Below are 17,578 nucleotides of genomic sequence, written 5' to 3'. Positions count from 1 at the left end.
AGGTAAACAATAGGCCGTAATTAAAAAGAACTATTATTTTCAAGTTTTAAACATTTAAGTAAATCACATTCATAATGACAGCTGAAGAAAACTTCGCAAAACTTAATTTAGAATTACCACCGGCTCCGACACCTAAAGGCGTATATAAACCAGCCTTAATAGTAGATAAATTTATTTATGTATCAGGGCATGGACCGGTTCAGACAGACGGCTCCCTGATTATTGGCCGGGTTGAAGAGGATATGGATATTGAAGCCGGAAAATTAGCAGCCCGTCAGGTTGGTTTAACTATCCTTACCACACTTAAAACAAAATTAGGTAGCCTTGATAAAATCAAACGGGTGGTAAAAGTATTAGGAATGGTAAACTGCACCAGTAGCTTTGAAAGACACCCCTATGTGATAAATGGTTGCAGCGAATTATTTGCCGAAGTGTGGGGTACCGAAAATGGTATTGGCGTGCGTTCAGCTGTAGGAATGGGTTCATTGCCTGACAATATTCCGGTAGAGATTGAAGCGATGTTTGAATTAAACGAAGATTGAGAGTATGCTTAAAATCAATAAAGTTCATCACATTGCCATTATCGGGTCTGACTATGCCAGATCAAAGCATTTTTATACAGAAATTCTGGGCTTGCGCATTATCAGAGAAGTATACAGGCAGGCACGGCAATCGTATAAACTGGATTTAGCGATTGATGATAACTATGTGATAGAATTGTTTTCGTTTCCTAATCCACCCCCACGTCCTTCACGACCTGAATCCTGTGGATTAAGACACCTCGCTTTTGAAGTAGCCGATGTAGAAGCAGCCAAGGCTGCTATTGAAGCCAAAGGCGTAGAAGTAGAGCCTATCAGGATAGATGAGTTTACAGGCAGGAAATTTACTTTCTTTGCCGACCCTGATGATTTGCCAATAGAGTTTTATGAGGCGTAGGAGCTTTACTTCGTCTCGTTTTTGTTTTAAATTTCCCCTCCTTTTTTCAAGGAGGGGTGTCAATTTTCCTGACGCAGTCGGGAAATTGACGGGGTGGTTAAAACCTTTAAAGCACTTTTATGTCTAATTTATGGAGCCTTTTAACCTCCTCCCCCAAAAATAACCGATGAAAAATCGGCTATTTTTGGGTACTCCTCCTTTTTAAGTAGGAGTAATTTATAAAACCAAAAATCAACAAGCAATTATGTCCTGGTACAAAATAACCAATGAGTACGAACTGGATTCTCCGGCACTGCTGATATATAAAGAGCGGGTAAAAGAGAATATCCGAAAGATGATTGATATTGCCGGAAGTGCCGAACGTCTTTTTACACACGTGAAGACCAACAAAATGCCTGAAATTGTAAAGATGATGTTGGAGCAGGGCATTACCAAGTTTAAGTGTGCCACTATTGCTGAAGCTGAAATCAGTGCAATGGCCGGAGCTAAATTTGTGCTGATAGCACACCAGTTGGTAGGCCCTAAAATTGATAGGTTGATTCAGCTTTCAAGACTATATCCTGCTGTAACTTTTGCATCTTTGATTGATACATTAGACGTTGCAAGAGAACACAATCAGGTTTTCGGGGCTAACGGGCTGGTATCTCATGTGTTTTTAGATGTGAATAGTGGCATGGATAGGTCAGGACATCCATTAGATGAAAATATCATGGATTTATACCGTTATCTTTCTTCACAGGCAGATATTAAACTACATGGCTTGCATGTATATGACGGACATATAAGAGCGGTTGATTTTGAAGAACGTAAACATGAAATTGATGAAGGTTTTGTAGATGTAAAACATTTTTTAGAAACCATAGAAGCCCAGGGATTCCGCAAGCCAATGGTGATTGCAGGCGGAACACCTGCTTTTACTTCTCATGCTTTACGGTCAGAAATCTATTGCAGTCCGGGTACTTGTGTGCTATGGGACTGGGGCTATGGCGATAAGCTGAACGAACAGCCTTTTGAATTCGCCGCTTTGGTATTGACACGGATTATATCTAAACCTCAGAAAGGTATTATAACAGTAGATATGGGGCATAAGGCAGTATCAGCCGAAAACCCGATTGATAAACGCATCCGTTTCCTGAACCTGTCTGATTATGAATTAATCGGGCAAAGCGAAGAACATGGTGTAGTAAAGGTAAAAGATTGGGAAGCCCTGAAGGTAGGCGATGTTTTATATGGCGTACCCTACCATGTTTGCCCAACTGTAAATCTGTATGATGAGGCTTATGTAGTGGAAAATCAGCACGTTGAAGAGACCTGGCAGGTATTGGGCAGGCGTAGAAAGATTAGTGTTTAGAGTAAAATTAGTTCTATGGTAGTGAGCAAATAATAATTTTTTAATGGTGTAAAGAGGGAATAAACTTCCCCGATATTTGGAAAAGATAAGTTTTTATAGAATATTTACAAAAAAACACTCACCCATAATTTATAATCAAATGAGCAAATTAGCAGAAGTAATTGAAGACTACAAAGCACAGGTAGCAGACCTTGGTTTAGGAGTTAGTGAAGAGTTACTAACCGCAGTAGCTAAAGGCTTAGGCCCCTCTATTTATAATGCCGACTCTTCAAAAATCTCCTCATCAGACCCTGAAGAATTAGCGCGTGTAAAAAATAATTTCCTTATCGGTAAATTAGGTCTGGCAGATAGCCCTGCATTAGATGCCGCTATTGACGAAGTAGTTGAACAAATGGGTAAATCTAACCGTAATAAATACCGTGCAGTAGTTTATGCACTACTGGTAAAGAAATTCGGAAAAGAGTCTATGTATGCATAAGCCGGAAAATCTGAAAGCATTAAAAAAGCGGTGTCAAGATTCCTGGCACCGCTTTCTGTTTCTATCTCCAAACTATCAGAACACCTGTCTGGCTACTGCCAGGGTTGTATCAGATTTGCTCATGGTATAAAAATGCAGGGCAGGCACACCAAAGTCTATCAGCTCCCGGCATTGTTGCACACACCATTCTATGCCTAATTGCTTGGCGTGTTTATCGTTTTCGCAAGCCATTACTTCTTTCCTGAAAGCCTCCGGCATATCCAGATAAAAAAGTTTAGGCAGCACATCTAATTGCTTTTTAGTAGCTAAAACCTTTAATCCCGGTATGATTGGAATAGTGATTCCCTCCGCACGACAACGGTTTACAAAATCAAAATATTTCTGGTTATCAAAAAACATCTGGGTTACCACGTAGTCGGCACCTGCGGCTATTTTGCGTTTCAGATTTTCAATATCCTGATCTAAGTCAGGGGCTTCAAAGTGCTTTTCGGGGTATGCTGCTACGCCAATACAAAAATTACTGGCATTCAGGTATTCGGCTTCTTCGTGCAGATATTTCCCGTTATTCATATCATTGATCTGACCTACCAGTTCATTGGCATAAAAATGACCGTCTTTCTTGGCTTTAAATGAGTTATAAGGCCGGGCATAATCGCCCCTGAGTGCCAGTACATTTTCAATACCCAGATAATTCAAATCTATCAGTAAATCTTCGGTTTCTTCTTTGGTAAATCCTCCACACAAAACATGCGGCACAGGATCTATGTTAAATTTATGCAAGATAGAGGCACAGATACCTACTGTACCCGGGCGTTTACGGATTTTTATTTCTTTACTACCTCCATCGGGCAGGTTTTTCAGAATATATTCTTCCCGGTGAAAAGTAACATCAATAAATGGCGGTTTCAGTTCCATCATCGGCTCAATAGATTTCAATAAATCATCAATATTACTTCCTTTTACAGGTGGAATGATTTCGATTGAAAAAACGGGCTTTCCTTGGGTATTGCTCAGATGCTCAGTTACTTTAGCCATTGTCTTGATTTGATAATATATCTTTTATATGTGGCAAAAGTAGATATATTATTTATGAATACAAATTTTTTTAGGTAAATTATCTTTAATTTTTAGCATGAATAGTTTTTATATCGGCTTAAAGGCTGGTTTTTAGATAATTGTTGTTTTATCATCAAAAACATGGTTATCAATCTCAATACCTATTCAATCATTGCCATTGCATAAAATTAATCTTTATCTAATAGTTTTTTTATTTATGATACATGTAAAATATCTATATTGCAACAAAGTATTATCTATTATCAACGTCAAATCATTACAAATTAAATGAAAAAACTATTAGTGTTAGTATGTATAGGCTTATTTGCCTTTTCTTTTGATGTATCTGCACAAACTACTGCAGCCCTTGATACCGTAGCTGCCAAAAGCTATGTAGGTAAATATAAAATGAAAGATTCTCCGTTTGAAGAAATAATAGTTACCCTGAAAGATGGTAAACTCAATGGTGAAGCAGTAGGGCAAGGCTCGGCAGAACTGGCACCTACCAAAGAAACCGATATTTTTGAGGTAGTAGGTTATGACGGAAAACTGGAGTTTGTAAGAAACGAAAATAAAATGGTTACGAAGATAAAACTGACCATGCAGGGCTCCACGATGGAAGGAGAAAAGCAGCCCTGAGTAAACTTTTTTATATAAAAAATCTGTTAAAGCCTGAAAGCCACTCAATAAAGCTCTCAGGCTTTTTGGTTTTATTGTTAGAGTATATTTAAAATTTATGATTCGACCTACAAAGCCATATTTTTCAGCTATACTGCGTTGCATTTTTTCGATGTAGCTGCTGGCTACATCTACAAAATACGCCTTGTCTATCTAAAAAATCTGTCCTTTTCGGTCAGAATAACAAAATTTAAATATACTCTTGAACATTTTGCTTACTTTTGTAAGAAAATTTAAGAACAAGCATACATAATGGATTTTGGACAACAACCTTATTGCTCTTTTTGCGGTAGAAGAAAAAACGAAGTTGAACTCTTAATATCAGGAACAGAAGCAAATATTTGTAACTACTGTGTAGAACAAGGCCATCAGCTTGTACAACAGGAGTTGTATGGCGTTGTAAAAAAGGAGAAAAAGAAAAAGAATGAATTACCCAAATTTGAATTAAAACCTCCGGCCGCACTCAAAGGCCATTTAGACCAATATGTAATAGGGCAGGATGAGGCGAAGAAAGTATTGAGCGTTGCGGTATATAATCACTACAAACGCCTGATGCAACCCAAGAAAGAAGATGATGTAACCATTGAGAAATCGAACATCATTATGGTAGGAGAAACCGGAACAGGTAAAACATATCTGGCTCGTACTATTGCTAAAGTATTGCAAGTGCCATTTGCCATTGCCGATGCTACAGTATTGACAGAAGCAGGCTATGTTGGTGAAGACGTAGAAAGTATTTTAAGCCGCTTGCTACAAGCAGCCGACTTTAATACCGAACTGGCCGAAAGAGGCATTGTTTATATAGACGAAATAGATAAAATTGCACGTAAAAGCGATAATCCGTCAATTACACGTGATGTGAGTGGTGAAGGTGTACAACAGGGATTACTGAAATTGTTGGAGGGTTCTATTGTGAATGTTCCTCCACAAGGCGGTAGAAAGCACCCTGAGCAGAAGTTGGTTCAAATCAATACCGAAAATATTCTGTTTATTTGTGGTGGTGCTTTTGATGGTATAGACAGACACATCGCCAAACGTATCAATACACGTCCAATCGGGTTTTCGAATGATGCCAAACGCCTTGAACTATGGGATAATACCAGTCTGTTGCGTTTTGTAACACAACAGGATTTAAAATCTTATGGATTGATTCCTGAGTTAATTGGTCGTTTACCATTATTAACCTACCTGAATCCGCTTGACCGTGAGGCACTAAGACGTATTCTGACAGAGCCTAAAAATGCTTTGGTAAAACAATACAAAAAACTTTTTGCGATGGAAGACGTAACCTTAGAGTTTTCGTCGGAAGTATTAGAATATATTGTTGACAGAGCGATGGAGTTTAAATTAGGTGCCAGAGGGTTACGTTCGATTTGTGAAGCTATCATGACTGACGTCATGTATGAAATTCCGTCTAATAAGGACGTTAAGCACTTTACGCTAACACTTGACTACGCACAAAATAAATTTGAACACTCGGCGTTCTATCAATTAAAACTGGTAGCATAAGCCATAGGAGAAAATAAAAGAGACCCTATAAAGCCCGCCAAGGTTTTATAGGGTTTTTTATTGCCTTTTGTTACCGTTTTCCCTTTTCATAACCGATTCGCTAATTCAGGAAATGCTTAAATCCCTAAAGTTTGTCTGCATACTGCTTGTTATGCTTGGTTGCAAACGCCGTGAGTATGCTCACTTTCAGAGAACTGCTACAGAAAATTTTCATCAGCCTAAAAAACAAGAATCAAAGCAATTGGTAGCGCAGACTGATGAATCAGATAATATTGGTACCGAAGAATACATACTATTGATAACAGCACCTGCAACAGCAAGTGTGGTTGCCGGAGTAGGTCAGGAAATACCATCAGGAAATAATCAGTTAAAAGAAAAAACAGATTTGTTTCCAAAATGGTTATTCAAGAAAAAGAAACGGTTTTTATCGAAAAATAAGAAAGGAGGACTTTTTCAGAAGCAGGAGAAAAGAGGGATTTTTGAGAAGAAAAAAACAAAAAAGAAACATAAGGGTTTTGGGCACGGTTTTAACGAACGTTTAAAAATTGGCCTGGTACTATTAGGAATTGCCGTAGTTTTTGCGTTGCTTCACATTAATCTCTTAGCCATTATCTTCGGATTATTATCCGCCTTTTTTATTATAAGAGGATTAAGGAAATTATTTTAGTTGTAATTATTAACAGGAATGAGAAAAATAGGTCATTAGTGGCTATTGTAGTCATAAGAAATTGATATTCAATATTTTATTCGCTAATTCACCATTCACTAATTCACTCATTATATTTTAGCCTATGAATATTATTCTGATACATGGCTTTGGCGAAGACCATTTCGTATGGAAACAATTTATGACTTTACTTCCCGCAAAGCATACCTATTATACCCCCGATTATGCCGCTTTTACCGACTGTGAAACCATAGAAGACTACGTAAAATGGCTGAAAGAATTTCTACGGGAAAGAGATATTGAAAGATGTGTTTTGATTGGGCATTCGATGGGTGGGTATATTGCCCTGTCTTTTGCCGAAAAACACCACGAAATGGTTCATGGCTTAGGGCTTTTTCATTCATCGGCTTATGCTGACGACGAAGAAAGAAAAGCAGGACGCTTAAAAACCATAGATTTTATTGAAAAACATGGTTCAGAAGAGTTTATCAAGGATTTTTATCCGAAAATGTTTACTGATGATTTCAGGAAGAAAAACAAAGAACTGATTGAAAGTCATATAGAACGTTATAGTACATTCTCGAAACGGTCGTTGAAAAATGCCCAGATGGCTATGCGTAACCGCAAGGATACCACAAAGGTATTGAAGCAGGCAAGTTATCCGGTAATGATTATTGCTGGAGAAGAAGACAAGTTTGTGCCGGTAGAGGCTGCCAAAGAGCAGATAAAACTCTTGAAAAAAGGCTATACTGATGTACTAAGCGGCGTAGCCCACGCAGGTATGTTTGAGCGACCTGAAGCGTGCGCCAAAATGGTAGAGACCTTTATTGCGGCTTGCTCGCATGTGCCGGTTTAGTAAATCCGGTTAGGTAGAACAAATTATTCTACATACTTCGCCAGTTTCTCTAAGGTCATTTCGGTGCCTTGTTCATTATCTTCAGGCTTAATCCCCGGAGGAATATTTTTAAATATAATAGAAACCTCAGTGCCTTTATCTTTTTTGGTAAATGTTACCTCCATAATCATTTCACCTGTGAGGTTTTCATCTGTAGAGTCAAAAGTGATGGCCTGAACAATTTTTTTGTTAGGAGTCAGCTCAACAAAACGGGCTTTGTATCTGTCTTCTTTATTGCTGCTTTTGCCTTGTGTCTGTTTTTCAGATTCAGGATAATAAAGCGACATTTCATAGCTTCCTCCTTCTCGAAGGTCAAAACTATGCATTTTCCCTGTCATTTCGCCGGGAGCCATCCATGTTTCTAAGGCTTTAGGCTCGGTAAATGCTTGATAAAGTACCTCAGGAGTGGCTTTAATATATCTGGAGTTTTTAGTTGTGGACATAAGTTACAAGAGATTAAGAACATAGTATATAACGAGGGCGGCTTCTACATTGTTTTTAATACAAGCAGAAGCCGCCCTTATCAGATACCTTTACAATCAACTACTTTACCACCTTCAAAGTGCCCTGCATCACCGTATAATGCCCCGGATAGGTACATACAAAAGTATAATTGCCCGGAGCAGTTGGTGCAACAAAATAAATAGATTCTGATGCTTCCGGTTGCATTAAACCTGTATGAAACAATACTTCAGGTAAATCTGGTACATAAGCTTTGCTTTCAGCGTCTAAGCCCATTTTAAAGGCCGCTTCGCCTACTTTACCTACAGTACCCGGTTTTACAATAACAAAGTTATGCAACATATCATCGTTATTATTAAACACAATATGAATTTTGCTGCCTGCTTTTACCTGAATATTGGCAATGTCAAATTTTAATCCCGGTTTAGTGCCTAAGGTAATGGTCTGGTCGGCTTTGCCTCCCCAGCTTTCAGGCATTTCTGTTACTCTTTTGGCACTGGCTTTCATCTCGGTTTTTGGCATAGCAGCGTGCCCTGCGTGCGCATCAACAACCGGTTTTTTCTCTACTACGGCATATTTTGCCACGTCCATTGCCGGAGCGGCATCGTTGATATTATTAAGGGTATAATAACCAAAATTATGCAACAAAGGTCTGTCTTCAGCGCTTCTGATGCCCTCTAATCTTAACTCGTGAATATAACCCAAACGCAGAGAGTCAATAGCGAGACGAACACTCATGCCATCTTCTGCCACCTGAATTGCCTTGATTTTTAAGGCTTTGGCATTGATAATCGGACTACCGTAGTTATGGTGATATTTGTAAGTGAAACTATTGATTTTGTAAGATTCAAGGTCTTTGGCAATGTCTTTATTGACAGGCTGGGTAAACTCAACCAGAAAACCCTCAGGCATTGATTTGATAGTTTTCATTTCAAAAGGAGTACGGCCTGTCCATTCCAGACGTTGTAAACCAAATTCATCTCTACCAGTCGATGACCAGCCACGGCTGGTCATGCCTACAAACATCGAGTTATCCAATCCCCATTTCATACGTAAAATCCCCGATTGGAAACCCTCACGGAAAGGAAAACAAGCACCCTGACTTTTGCCCTTTACTTTCTCTAAAAACACACGCATAATTTTACTATGTCCCTGGTCGCCTACAAACAATTGTCCTTCAAATGGCCCGAATTTGCCACCTGATAAATCTTCGGCTATATCAGAAGTGGAAATACCCATTAACGTATGCGGAAACCAGATTGCCGGAACTTTCAGATTAGGTACTTTGGGTGCAATATCATACATCGGTTCACCTGTATCCAATACATTAGACGCCTTTAGTTTCAGTGGAGAATCAGGCTCTGATGTCCAGATTAAACCCTCAGGATTTCCGGCAAAATCACCTTCTTCCAGTTGGGTCATACGTCCTGAACCTACCCAGTCGCCCTGATTTTCGGTATAATAAATATCACCGTTTTTCAAGACGGCAAATCCTGCCGGAGAACGTAAACCTGTAGCCCAAGGAGTCATTTTTCCATCGGGTGTCAGGCGTAACATCCAACCACGCCATTTTGATAAACTGGCACCATGACCAATCCAGCCTAAATTCAGGGTAATCAGCATATCGTTGTTAGGCAGCAGAACAGGACCATACGAATATTCATGGTAATTGCCTGAAAGCGGAAATTTGTAGAAAGCGTTGTACTCGTCGGCTAAGCCATTGCCATCTGTATCTTTCAGAATCGTTAGTTCGCCTCTTTGTGTAGCCCAGAGGTTGCCATTGATATAATTCAGGCCTAATGGTTCGTGTAAACCCGTAGCAAATTTTTTGTAGGTGGGCGTAGTGCCATTTTTCATGTAAGGGTTTGAAACGAGCCAGACATCGCCCCGGCGGGTACAAACCCCCACACGGCCATCAGGCAAAACGGCTAATCCGCCTACTTCTAACTGAATACCCTCTGGTATGGGAAGTGTTACAATCCGATAAAAATCTTCTTCAACTAAAGGACGGGTTTGTGCAAAGGCTCCTGAGATAGTGAATAGTAATAAAATGAATGTTTTTTTCATTTCTTATGGTTTGGTTGAATATCTGAAAGATTATACAAGGTAATAAATGTCTTTTTGACAGTTATTCTTGATTGACTAAACTTTACTATACAAATGTATGAAAAATGTGGTTAGGTTATAGTGGAAAGGTATTAAAAATGCAGTTGCGTATGATAAATAAAAACTAATGAGGTTTTTAGTTCACGGGCTTGAAACCGTGTAAAGAATAGTAGTTGAATAGGATTGCGCAGGTATGGTTACAGACAATCCTCTGATTTCGTATTGTATATTAAAAGAAGGCAAGGTGCAACTGACTTCTTTAACGACTATTATAGAGGCTCATAATTCTGAACTTCTGCAACAACGCAATAAAAAAACGGATTGAGTCTGAAACTCAATCCGGTTACAAAATGATTCGAAAAATTGTGGCACAATGGAATTGATACAATTTCTTACCACATGGTAGTATAGCTCACACTACCTGTAAGTGGCAGAATAATTTCCTGCCCTGCTTTAGAGGCAGTTCTTACAATTGGTTTTAATTTTGGGTCAAGCTGGATATAGCTGTCATTATTAGGGCTTTCCAATAGATAGAAGCCTTTGTTGAGCATCGTAATAGTCTGGGCTTCGCCTAATTTTACATATAAATTATTGCCACCGCTGGCTGTGATAGTAGTTGCCATACCGCCGTCAGCCGATGGTGTAAGTTTTTCTGTCAGTTCTGCCCCTTTGTATTGGTACTTAAAAGTAGGTAAACCCTCGCCATCGAGCGAATAACCTTTGTATATCAGTTCCTTATAATCGTCAAGCGTATCAGGCATATTGGCATTGGCATCTGCTAACATAGCTACTGTGGGTTTACCTGAAAAAGTAGTTTTTACGCCTTTAGGCTTCAATAACTGTGGTTCTCCACGCTCATGAAACATTTCTGTTACATCAGCAAAGTCTCCACGCCACGCATACAATGGGGTCCCCTGGTCTAAATCGTAAGTATAATGGGTGCCTGAAGGTGAACCTACCGAAATAACATGCGTACGTTTCTTGCCACCGAACATTACAAATGAACGAACCATTTCAACCTGACTGGTTGGCGTAATATCAATTTCACCTACTGCCTGTGGCGATGGGAGAGAGGTTTCGGCATGCAAGGCATAAGGTCTGATTTCAGGCCCTGCGGCAAATAGACCCAATTCGGCTTTCCACCATACTTTATTGTAACGCAGTTCAAATGGGTGTTTGCCTTTAGTGAGTTGTACATAGGCCGCTCTTGGTTTTCTGTAACTTTCACCACTTTCCATAGGCAATACGTCTTTGCCATCAACTTTGAGCGAGCCTTTTCCGGCATAATCAGCAATCAACGAATAACTGCCATCTTTCTCCACATCAATATTCCCTCTGAAAATCAATAAAAAGCGGTTGAATCCGGCACCAAAGTCTTTTGTGAGTGTAGCAGTAGTACCTTTGTCGTTAGGTGTGTCTTTTTTAGGTGCAAACTGCTGATTCCAGTCCCACGTTTCATACATTTCGTAAGTCAGGTCGGTGAGTTTCAGAGGCTTTTCTTTACTATATTTCAGATACTGCATATTTCTTACAGCTACTGTTCCGTTTTTGTTTTCAAAAGCCAGTGGGCCTTCGTTGGTTGTGGTGGTTGGTATCACATAACCCTGATGAATCACCACATCGTTTAAGGTTACTTTCTCTATTATCAATGCACCACCAAACGAAGCATCAGAAAAAGTTACTTCGAGGCTTTGCCATAAGCCCATCGCTTTACCTGCATTTTGTTCGGGTAGCTGCATAGTGCCGTCTGGTCTGATGATGGCACCTGTTGCCCGGGTATTGCTTAATACAATTCCGTGACGTCCCTGTATATAAAAAATGCCATCGCTGTTGTTGCCCAGCATAAACTCAAATTTCACTTTGGCATCGGCTGTAACCAATTTTGACGTAGTTTTGCCCGGAGTGTTCGAAAACAATATTTTGTTTCCGGCAGTAAAACCTGCTTTCTTTTTATAGGGGTTATCTATGCTTTCGGCTTGTTTCCAGTTCCCTAAATCCCAGTTATCAGTTGGTAGTTGGTTAAGCGGAAACTCTTGAGCGAATGTCTGAAAACAAAGAAAAAATGCCCAGAAAACGGACAGGAAGCGTAGGGTCATGGTTGAATCTGTTAGAGTTTTAGAAAGTTTTTCAGCTACCTTCTGATTCAGAAAAATATGCTTAAATTGTTTCTTTAGTACAAAACTATGCGATTAACTGTATTTTTTACAATTAAAATCGAAAAAACTTTTTGAGGAGTAACAAAACAGTTTCGTACTTTTGTCAGGAATTCAAGAAACCAAAGCATTTTATGTCAAAACCAACTTTATTGATTTTAGCGGCCGGAATGGGAAGCCGCTATGGAGGTATAAAACAATTAGATAAGTTTGGCCCTAATGGCGAAACCATTATCGATTATTCAATACATGATGCTATCAAAGCCGGATTTGGGAAAATAGTATTCATTATCAGAGAAGAACTCAAAGAAGATTTTCAGGAAATATTCGGGCCGAAATTAGAAGGTAAAATTGAGTACGATTTTGCCATTCAAAGCGTGCAAAGCTATGTGCCTGTCGAGTTGGGCACTATAGAACGCACCAAGCCCTGGGGAACAGGCCATGCCGTATTGTGTGCCTGGGAACAAACCAATACACCATTTGCAGTTATTAATGCCGATGATTTTTATGGGTTTGAAGGTTTTAAAATCATGGCCGATTTCTTAGCTAATAATACCGATGAAACCTGCCACGCCATGGTAGGTTACCAGATTAAAAATACATTATCAGAAAACGGTTCGGTATCAAGAGGTGTATGCGAACTGGATAAGGACGGTTTTCTGGAGGTAGTAACCGAGCGTACCAAGATTTATCGCCAACCAAACGACCAGATTGTTTTTGAAGAAAGTGATATTCTGACCGAATTAGAGGATAATACGATTGTATCGATGAATTTCTGGGGTTTTATGCCGAATGTATTTCCGGTAATTAATGAAATGTTTCAGGAGTATTCAGCCAAAAATCTTCACTCGCCTAAAGCAGAGTTTTACATTCCTACTGTCATGACGTACCTGATTCAGAATGGTCTGGGTAAATGCAAAGTGTTTTCGAATGAATCGGAGTGGTTTGGCGTAACTTATCCTGAAGATAAACCAACAGTTACAGAGGCTCTGAGAAAATTGCATGAAAACGGTTTGTATCCGGTTGAGGCTTAATAAAACTTAAGCAATTGTATGAATATTACGTATCGTGAAGCTACCCTTGCCGATGTACAAGCACTGGCAAAACTAAGGATTGATTTTTTAAAAGAAGTACAAAGCCCTGAAACACATTTAATCAACGAAGAAGGGTTGAATGAAATACTGCAAGATTATTTCCGGCAATACATAGCAAACGGAGAGTTTGTGGCATGGATAGCCATCGCTGAAGATGAAATTGTGTCCACCAGTGGCTTGTGTTTCTCTAAGATTATTCCGGGTTTCAGCTTGTTAGATGGCCGAGTGGCCTATATCATGAATATTTATACATTGCCCGACTGGCGGAAAAAAGGCATAGGCAAACAGGTTTTTCATCATATTTTAGAGGCAGCCAAAGAAAGAGATTACAAACGGATTTTGTTGCATGCTACTGAGGATGGGCGGCCTATTTATGAGAAATTTGGCTTTAAAGCCACCGATGATGAAATGATGCTGAAAATTGAGTGAATGGCGAATTAGTGATTGAGTAAATGAGTGATTGAGTGATTGTTTTTTTTATTCCTATATGTACAAAACTATTATTCACCGTGCAGCGGCCGCTAATTCACAATTAATTACTCAATCACTCAATCACTCAATCACTCAATCACTCATTCACTCAATCACTCATTCACTCAATTAAGAACTCTTTCAATAAAAGATATGATAATAATAGACGCCCACCTCGACATGGCCATGAATGCCATTGAATGGAACAGAGACTACCGACGCTCGGTAGCCGAAATCCGGACGATGGAAAAGGATATGACTGACAAGATAGACCGTGCCAAAGGAGTGGTATCATTGCCCGACCTGCGTAAAGGTAAAATAGCAGTGGTGGTTGCTACGCAGTTAGCCCGATACAGTGAAAATAATGGCAATATGCCCGGTTCAGGCTGGAATTCTCCGCATCAGGCATGGGCTATGACACAGGCACAACTGGCGTGGTATCAGGCAATGGCCGAGGCTGGCGAAATGGTGCAGATTACCACTGCATTGCAACTGGATAATCATATAGCTTTATGGGAGAATACGACTATTGATGATGCTACCAAACCCATAGGCTTTATTTTAAGTTTAGAAGGTGCCGACTCACTGGTAAACCTGTCTTATCTCGAAAAAGCCTATAACTACGGACTAAGGGCCATTGGTCCGGCACATTATGGGCCGGGACGCTACGCACCCGGAACAGGTATGACAGGTGGCCTGACCAGAGAGGGGAGGGAACTGGTAACAGAAATGGATAAATTAGGGATGGTGCTTGATGCTACTCACCTGACTGATGAAGGCTTTGACGAGGCTCTTGATTTGTTTCAGGGACAGGTATGGGCAAGCCATCATAACTGCAGGAGCTTAGTACCGCACCAACGACAGCTGAACGATGAGCAAATTAAACGGCTCACAGAAAGAGATGCCGTGATTGGCGGCTGCCTTGATGTATGGATGATGAAGCCGGGTCTGAAACAAAGACAGATAAATCCGTTGGCAGTAGGGGCTGATTTAGAAGTGTTGATTGACCACTTCGACCATATATGTCAGATAACCGGCAACAGCCTGCATATAGCCATAGGAAGTGATTTAGATGGTACTTTTGGTACAGAACAATCTCCTTACGATTTAGATACGATTGCCGATTTACAAAAATATCAGCATTTGTTAGCTAAAAGAGGCTACTCAAATGCCGATATTGAAAACATATTTCATAAAAACTGGCTAAGAGTTATGCGTAAGGCATTGGCTTAGACTTCAAAGAGGTTTGCAGGAGCGATACCTTCAAACTTCTTTATTTTTCTTCTTGACACAAAAATCCTTTCACCTGTTGACAGATACGCCCAGTTTCCTTCAGTATCTTTTTCAAATTTGGTCAGATACTTCAGATTCAGGAGTGTGCCTCTATGTACACGTGTAAAATTCCCTGTATTCTGTAGTTGCTGTTCATAGATTTTCATGGTGTGGGATGAAATAAATTGTCTGCCGTTACGCAAATAAAACTTAGTGTAGTTTTCGATACTTTTCAGATAAACCACCTCATCGGTGCGAACATAATTTTTCTTATGGTTAAACCATAATACGTTTGATTCCTGAGTTACGTCGTTTTTAGTTTTCATGATTTTAAAGGGATTTAAAGGCATACATACGCATATTTGTTGGTTTGTGTGGTACTCTTTCCATCTTTGGCAGTCAATTTCTCTACAAGCGATTTTACAAAGCCATTGCTGTTGAGTTCATAAGTATATTCTGATAGCTCTGTGTTTTTATCAGCATAAGTGTATTTAATTGTTTTCACCAGATTCTTCGATATTCTGCCATACATATCAGGCTGATTCTGATTGCCTATCAGGTCGGCTTTATTCAATTTATCTTCGTAGTAAGTGTAATCAACCACATAGTTTACTACAGTTCCGGTCATATTCTTTACCTGAGTCAGATTACCATTTGTATAGCTATAAGTTGAATTACTATTCAGTTTGGCATCATTGGCAAAGACATAACTGGCTGTTTTCAGGAAACCTTCGGTATCATAAGTAAAAGTATTGGTATATCCGGCAGTTCCTTCCTGAACGAATTTTAGTACATAGCCTTTTTCGTTTAAAGTAGTTCTGAAAGTATTACCTATACCACCATCTGAAAAATTCCGGGTAATTATCAGTTCACTGGCCGATTGGTAATTATAGTTTTCAACAAGGCCTTTTCCGTCGGCACGGGCAACTTTTGCTATTTTGCCATTTTCATAGCTGATTACCATTTCAAGGTTGCCAAACGACTGACGGGTGATTTTAGCCGTTTTATCACAGATGAAATCTGCTGGTTCAACGGCTTCGTTTTTGCATGAGAAACTTACTGAAATAAGCGAACATACGATGATAGCGATTACTGTTTTCATGGTCTTTATTTATGTTTAATGGTATCCCATGACTAACAAGACAAAAGTCGCATATTAAATATTGTCTGTCAATCACGGTTTACCGTGATTTATTACTACATGGAAACCTGTAGATGGATTTATAAAAACTAATAGAACAAAGTTGTAGGATTAAAACGCAACTATCAATTACGGAAAACCGTGATAGGGCCTAATTAATATCAAACAAAGAAGGGCATATCAGCAAAACCAATATGCTCTGAGAATGATGTCAATAACAGCTTAATTACAATAAGGATTAGACTTGACTGAAACAAGTCCGCCGGAGGCAGGAGAGAATTTAGTGCCTGATTTGACTGACACTTTTTTAGCCTGATAGTATTGCCTGGCCGTACCATTGACAGTCAGGTTTGCGCTGCCTTCAGAAATATATACGGCTTCTCTTGCCAGCGTATGGCCTGTACCACTTGAAATAGTGGTGTTTCCGAAAACCGGGGTATATAAGGCATCGTGCACTAAAAAAGCGTTTAACGCACTATTAGTAGCTAAAAATGTGCGCATGCGTTCACCTTGCCCATTTGTAAGGGTAGTAATGCACCGATAATCTCCATAAGCCATCAGATTGTTGGTGAGCGGAGAATAAGAGGTATTGCAGGCATCTTTTGCAGTGCCAGTATATATGCATGAAGCATCTACACCGCCATTATCATCTGCTGGTGTATCGCACAATACGTCTCCTTCAATCTCACAGTTCTTGCAATCGCCTGATCGGGCAACATTTTCTTTGTGAACAGTGCCATTTTTCTCTACCCAGGAACTAAAAGTGTGATAGAGACCCAGACAATGACCCATCTCGTGGCCTAAGATTCCGGTAACGTCAGTGCTTTCTATAATATTTCCGGTAACACTGAGATAGGTATTAGGAATAGCATAAGCATACCCATGATAACCCGGAAGATACTTATGAACGAATATATTCAGAAAACCATTTACCATATAAGGAGTCAATTCGGTATTCTCTGTTGAATCACTGACATTATGATCGTTCAGGTCAGTATTGTTTATTTGCCTGATACCCACCAATAAAAAACAGATGTTCTGTGACTGGTACTGATTGGCCATATTCTGAATCTGTCTCAGAACGTGCTCATTGGTAGTTGCTTTGTTAGAGCCGCCATTATCAGCAAAAATAGTAACATAAATTTTTACTGTATATGGCATATTAATGGCATTGGTCTGTTTGAGACTGTCATTTGTTTTTTTTGAGAAAATAATCGGTGGCTTATTCTCATGAGTAATGCACTTGAGGGTTTGTGCCATTGAGGTTATGCTTGATAGCATAATAAAAAAGAAGAGTATTTTTTTCATG

Annotated in this window: 18 protein-coding genes; 11 read left to right on the top strand and 7 right to left on the bottom strand. The window is 39.5% G+C overall.

Going from position 1 to position 17,578, the window contains the following annotated elements:
* Positions 1–74 precede the first annotated feature (74 nt).
* From EWM59_RS07595 to EWM59_RS07580, 4 genes are all read left to right on the top strand, one after another.
* Entirely contained in the window at positions 75–542 is a 468-nt protein-coding gene (locus EWM59_RS07595; protein WP_130020350.1) for a RidA family protein, read from the top strand.
* Positions 543–546: 4 nt separating this feature from the next.
* Positions 547–936, top strand: a complete 390-nt coding sequence (gloA2, locus tag EWM59_RS07590) for an SMU1112c/YaeR family gloxylase I-like metalloprotein (RefSeq protein ID WP_130020349.1) — start codon at positions 547–549, stop codon at positions 934–936.
* Between the two features lie 244 nt (positions 937–1,180).
* Positions 1,181–2,287, top strand: coding sequence for a D-TA family PLP-dependent enzyme (locus EWM59_RS07585; RefSeq protein WP_130020348.1), 1,107 nt, complete (start codon positions 1,181–1,183; stop codon positions 2,285–2,287).
* 139 nt (positions 2,288–2,426) lie between these two features.
* A complete protein-coding gene (locus EWM59_RS07580; RefSeq protein ID WP_130020347.1) occupies positions 2,427–2,765 on the top strand; it encodes a DUF2853 family protein in 339 nt (112 codons plus the stop codon).
* 75 nt (positions 2,766–2,840) lie between these two features.
* Here EWM59_RS07580 and metF read toward each other — a convergent pair whose 3' ends face one another.
* On the bottom strand, positions 2,841–3,800 hold the full coding sequence (gene metF, locus EWM59_RS07575; RefSeq protein ID WP_130020346.1) for a methylenetetrahydrofolate reductase [NAD(P)H]: 960 nt from the start codon (positions 3,798–3,800) through the stop codon (positions 2,841–2,843).
* Between the two features lie 309 nt (positions 3,801–4,109).
* Here metF and EWM59_RS07570 point away from each other — a divergent pair, with 309 nt between their 5' ends.
* From EWM59_RS07570 to EWM59_RS07555, 4 genes are all read left to right on the top strand, one after another.
* A complete protein-coding gene (locus EWM59_RS07570) occupies positions 4,110–4,460 on the top strand; it encodes a hypothetical protein (RefSeq protein ID WP_130020345.1) in 351 nt (116 codons plus the stop codon).
* Positions 4,461–4,751: 291 nt separating this feature from the next.
* Entirely contained in the window at positions 4,752–6,008 is a 1,257-nt protein-coding gene (gene clpX / locus EWM59_RS07565; RefSeq protein WP_130020344.1) for an ATP-dependent Clp protease ATP-binding subunit ClpX, read from the top strand.
* 112 nt (positions 6,009–6,120) lie between these two features.
* Positions 6,121–6,675 carry a hypothetical protein gene (locus EWM59_RS07560; protein ID WP_130020343.1) on the top strand — a complete coding sequence of 185 codons (555 nt, stop codon included), beginning with the start codon at positions 6,121–6,123 and terminating at the stop codon, positions 6,673–6,675.
* Between the two features lie 124 nt (positions 6,676–6,799).
* Positions 6,800–7,531, top strand: coding sequence for an alpha/beta fold hydrolase (locus EWM59_RS07555; protein ID WP_130020342.1), 732 nt, complete (start codon positions 6,800–6,802; stop codon positions 7,529–7,531).
* Positions 7,532–7,554: 23 nt separating this feature from the next.
* On the opposite strand, the gene EWM59_RS07550 is transcribed toward EWM59_RS07555, so the two are convergent.
* The 3 genes from EWM59_RS07550 to EWM59_RS07540 form a co-directional block, all read right to left on the bottom strand.
* Positions 7,555–8,013: an SRPBCC family protein gene (locus EWM59_RS07550; RefSeq protein ID WP_130020341.1), complete on the bottom strand. Its 459-nt coding sequence runs from the start codon at positions 8,011–8,013 to the stop codon at positions 7,555–7,557.
* Positions 8,014–8,113: 100 nt separating this feature from the next.
* Positions 8,114–10,099, bottom strand: a complete 1,986-nt coding sequence (locus EWM59_RS07545; protein WP_130020340.1) for a plastocyanin/azurin family copper-binding protein — start codon at positions 10,097–10,099, stop codon at positions 8,114–8,116.
* A gap of 431 nt (positions 10,100–10,530) precedes the next feature.
* Positions 10,531–12,234 (bottom strand): 3-keto-alpha-glucoside-1,2-lyase-like domain-containing protein, encoded by a 1,704-nt coding sequence (locus tag EWM59_RS07540; protein WP_130020339.1) that lies wholly within the window; start codon positions 12,232–12,234, stop codon positions 10,531–10,533.
* A 191-nt stretch (positions 12,235–12,425) separates the two neighbouring features.
* On the opposite strand from EWM59_RS07540, the gene EWM59_RS07535 reads away from it, so the two are divergent.
* The 3 genes from EWM59_RS07535 to EWM59_RS07525 all read left to right on the top strand — a co-directional run bounded on the left by EWM59_RS07535 (position 12,426) and on the right by EWM59_RS07525 (position 15,089).
* Positions 12,426–13,325, top strand: coding sequence for a nucleotidyltransferase family protein (locus EWM59_RS07535; protein WP_130020338.1), 900 nt, complete (start codon positions 12,426–12,428; stop codon positions 13,323–13,325).
* Between the two features lie 18 nt (positions 13,326–13,343).
* Positions 13,344–13,814, top strand: coding sequence for a GNAT family N-acetyltransferase (locus tag EWM59_RS07530; RefSeq protein WP_130020337.1), 471 nt, complete (start codon positions 13,344–13,346; stop codon positions 13,812–13,814).
* Positions 13,815–14,009: 195 nt separating this feature from the next.
* A complete protein-coding gene (locus tag EWM59_RS07525) occupies positions 14,010–15,089 on the top strand; it encodes a dipeptidase (protein WP_130020336.1) in 1,080 nt (359 codons plus the stop codon).
* Here the strand turns inward: EWM59_RS07525 and EWM59_RS07520 are convergent.
* From EWM59_RS07520 to EWM59_RS07510, 3 genes are all read right to left on the bottom strand, one after another.
* A complete protein-coding gene (locus EWM59_RS07520) occupies positions 15,086–15,454 on the bottom strand; it encodes a LytR/AlgR family response regulator transcription factor (protein WP_165372135.1) in 369 nt (122 codons plus the stop codon). The genes EWM59_RS07525 and EWM59_RS07520 overlap by 4 nt on opposite strands.
* A 14-nt stretch (positions 15,455–15,468) precedes the next feature.
* Positions 15,469–16,230: a DUF4595 domain-containing protein gene (locus EWM59_RS07515; protein WP_130020334.1), complete on the bottom strand. Its 762-nt coding sequence runs from the start codon at positions 16,228–16,230 to the stop codon at positions 15,469–15,471.
* Between the two features lie 261 nt (positions 16,231–16,491).
* Complete coding sequence (locus EWM59_RS07510; RefSeq protein WP_165372134.1) at positions 16,492–17,577, bottom strand: M43 family zinc metalloprotease; 1,086 nt, start codon at positions 17,575–17,577, stop codon at positions 16,492–16,494.
* Between the last annotated feature and the right edge of the window lies 1 nt (position 17,578).

It is taken from the genome of Emticicia agri, assembly GCF_004168285.1.
GTDB classification, from domain to species: domain Bacteria; phylum Bacteroidota; class Bacteroidia; order Cytophagales; family Spirosomataceae; genus Emticicia; species Emticicia agri.
The sequence above is the reverse complement of the archived record's forward strand: the minus strand, read 5'-3'. Positions and strand labels throughout refer to the sequence as shown.

Excerpts from the sequence above, each read along its gene's own strand:
- EWM59_RS07595 (WP_130020350.1), top strand. The coding sequence starts at position 75 with ATGACAGCTGAAGAAAACTTCGCAAAACTTAATTTAGAATTACCACCG.
- gloA2 (WP_130020349.1), top strand. The coding sequence starts at position 547 with ATGCTTAAAATCAATAAAGTTCATCACATTGCCATTATCGGGTCTGAC.
- EWM59_RS07585 (WP_130020348.1), top strand. The coding sequence starts at position 1,181 with ATGTCCTGGTACAAAATAACCAATGAGTACGAACTGGATTCTCCGGCA.
- EWM59_RS07580 (WP_130020347.1), top strand. The coding sequence starts at position 2,427 with ATGAGCAAATTAGCAGAAGTAATTGAAGACTACAAAGCACAGGTAGCA.
- metF (WP_130020346.1), bottom strand. The coding sequence starts at position 3,800 with ATGGCTAAAGTAACTGAGCATCTGAGCAATACCCAAGGAAAGCCCGTT.
- EWM59_RS07570 (WP_130020345.1), top strand. The coding sequence starts at position 4,110 with ATGAAAAAACTATTAGTGTTAGTATGTATAGGCTTATTTGCCTTTTCT.
- clpX (WP_130020344.1), top strand. The coding sequence starts at position 4,752 with ATGGATTTTGGACAACAACCTTATTGCTCTTTTTGCGGTAGAAGAAAA.
- EWM59_RS07560 (WP_130020343.1), top strand. The coding sequence starts at position 6,121 with ATGCTTAAATCCCTAAAGTTTGTCTGCATACTGCTTGTTATGCTTGGT.
- EWM59_RS07555 (WP_130020342.1), top strand. The coding sequence starts at position 6,800 with ATGAATATTATTCTGATACATGGCTTTGGCGAAGACCATTTCGTATGG.
- EWM59_RS07550 (WP_130020341.1), bottom strand. The coding sequence starts at position 8,013 with ATGTCCACAACTAAAAACTCCAGATATATTAAAGCCACTCCTGAGGTA.
- EWM59_RS07545 (WP_130020340.1), bottom strand. The coding sequence starts at position 10,099 with ATGAAAAAAACATTCATTTTATTACTATTCACTATCTCAGGAGCCTTT.
- EWM59_RS07540 (WP_130020339.1), bottom strand. The coding sequence starts at position 12,234 with ATGACCCTACGCTTCCTGTCCGTTTTCTGGGCATTTTTTCTTTGTTTT.
- EWM59_RS07535 (WP_130020338.1), top strand. The coding sequence starts at position 12,426 with ATGTCAAAACCAACTTTATTGATTTTAGCGGCCGGAATGGGAAGCCGC.
- EWM59_RS07530 (WP_130020337.1), top strand. The coding sequence starts at position 13,344 with ATGAATATTACGTATCGTGAAGCTACCCTTGCCGATGTACAAGCACTG.
- EWM59_RS07525 (WP_130020336.1), top strand. The coding sequence starts at position 14,010 with ATGATAATAATAGACGCCCACCTCGACATGGCCATGAATGCCATTGAA.
- EWM59_RS07520 (WP_165372135.1), bottom strand. The coding sequence starts at position 15,454 with ATGAAAACTAAAAACGACGTAACTCAGGAATCAAACGTATTATGGTTT.
- EWM59_RS07515 (WP_130020334.1), bottom strand. The coding sequence starts at position 16,230 with ATGAAAACAGTAATCGCTATCATCGTATGTTCGCTTATTTCAGTAAGT.
- EWM59_RS07510 (WP_165372134.1), bottom strand. The coding sequence starts at position 17,577 with ATGAAAAAAATACTCTTCTTTTTTATTATGCTATCAAGCATAACCTCA.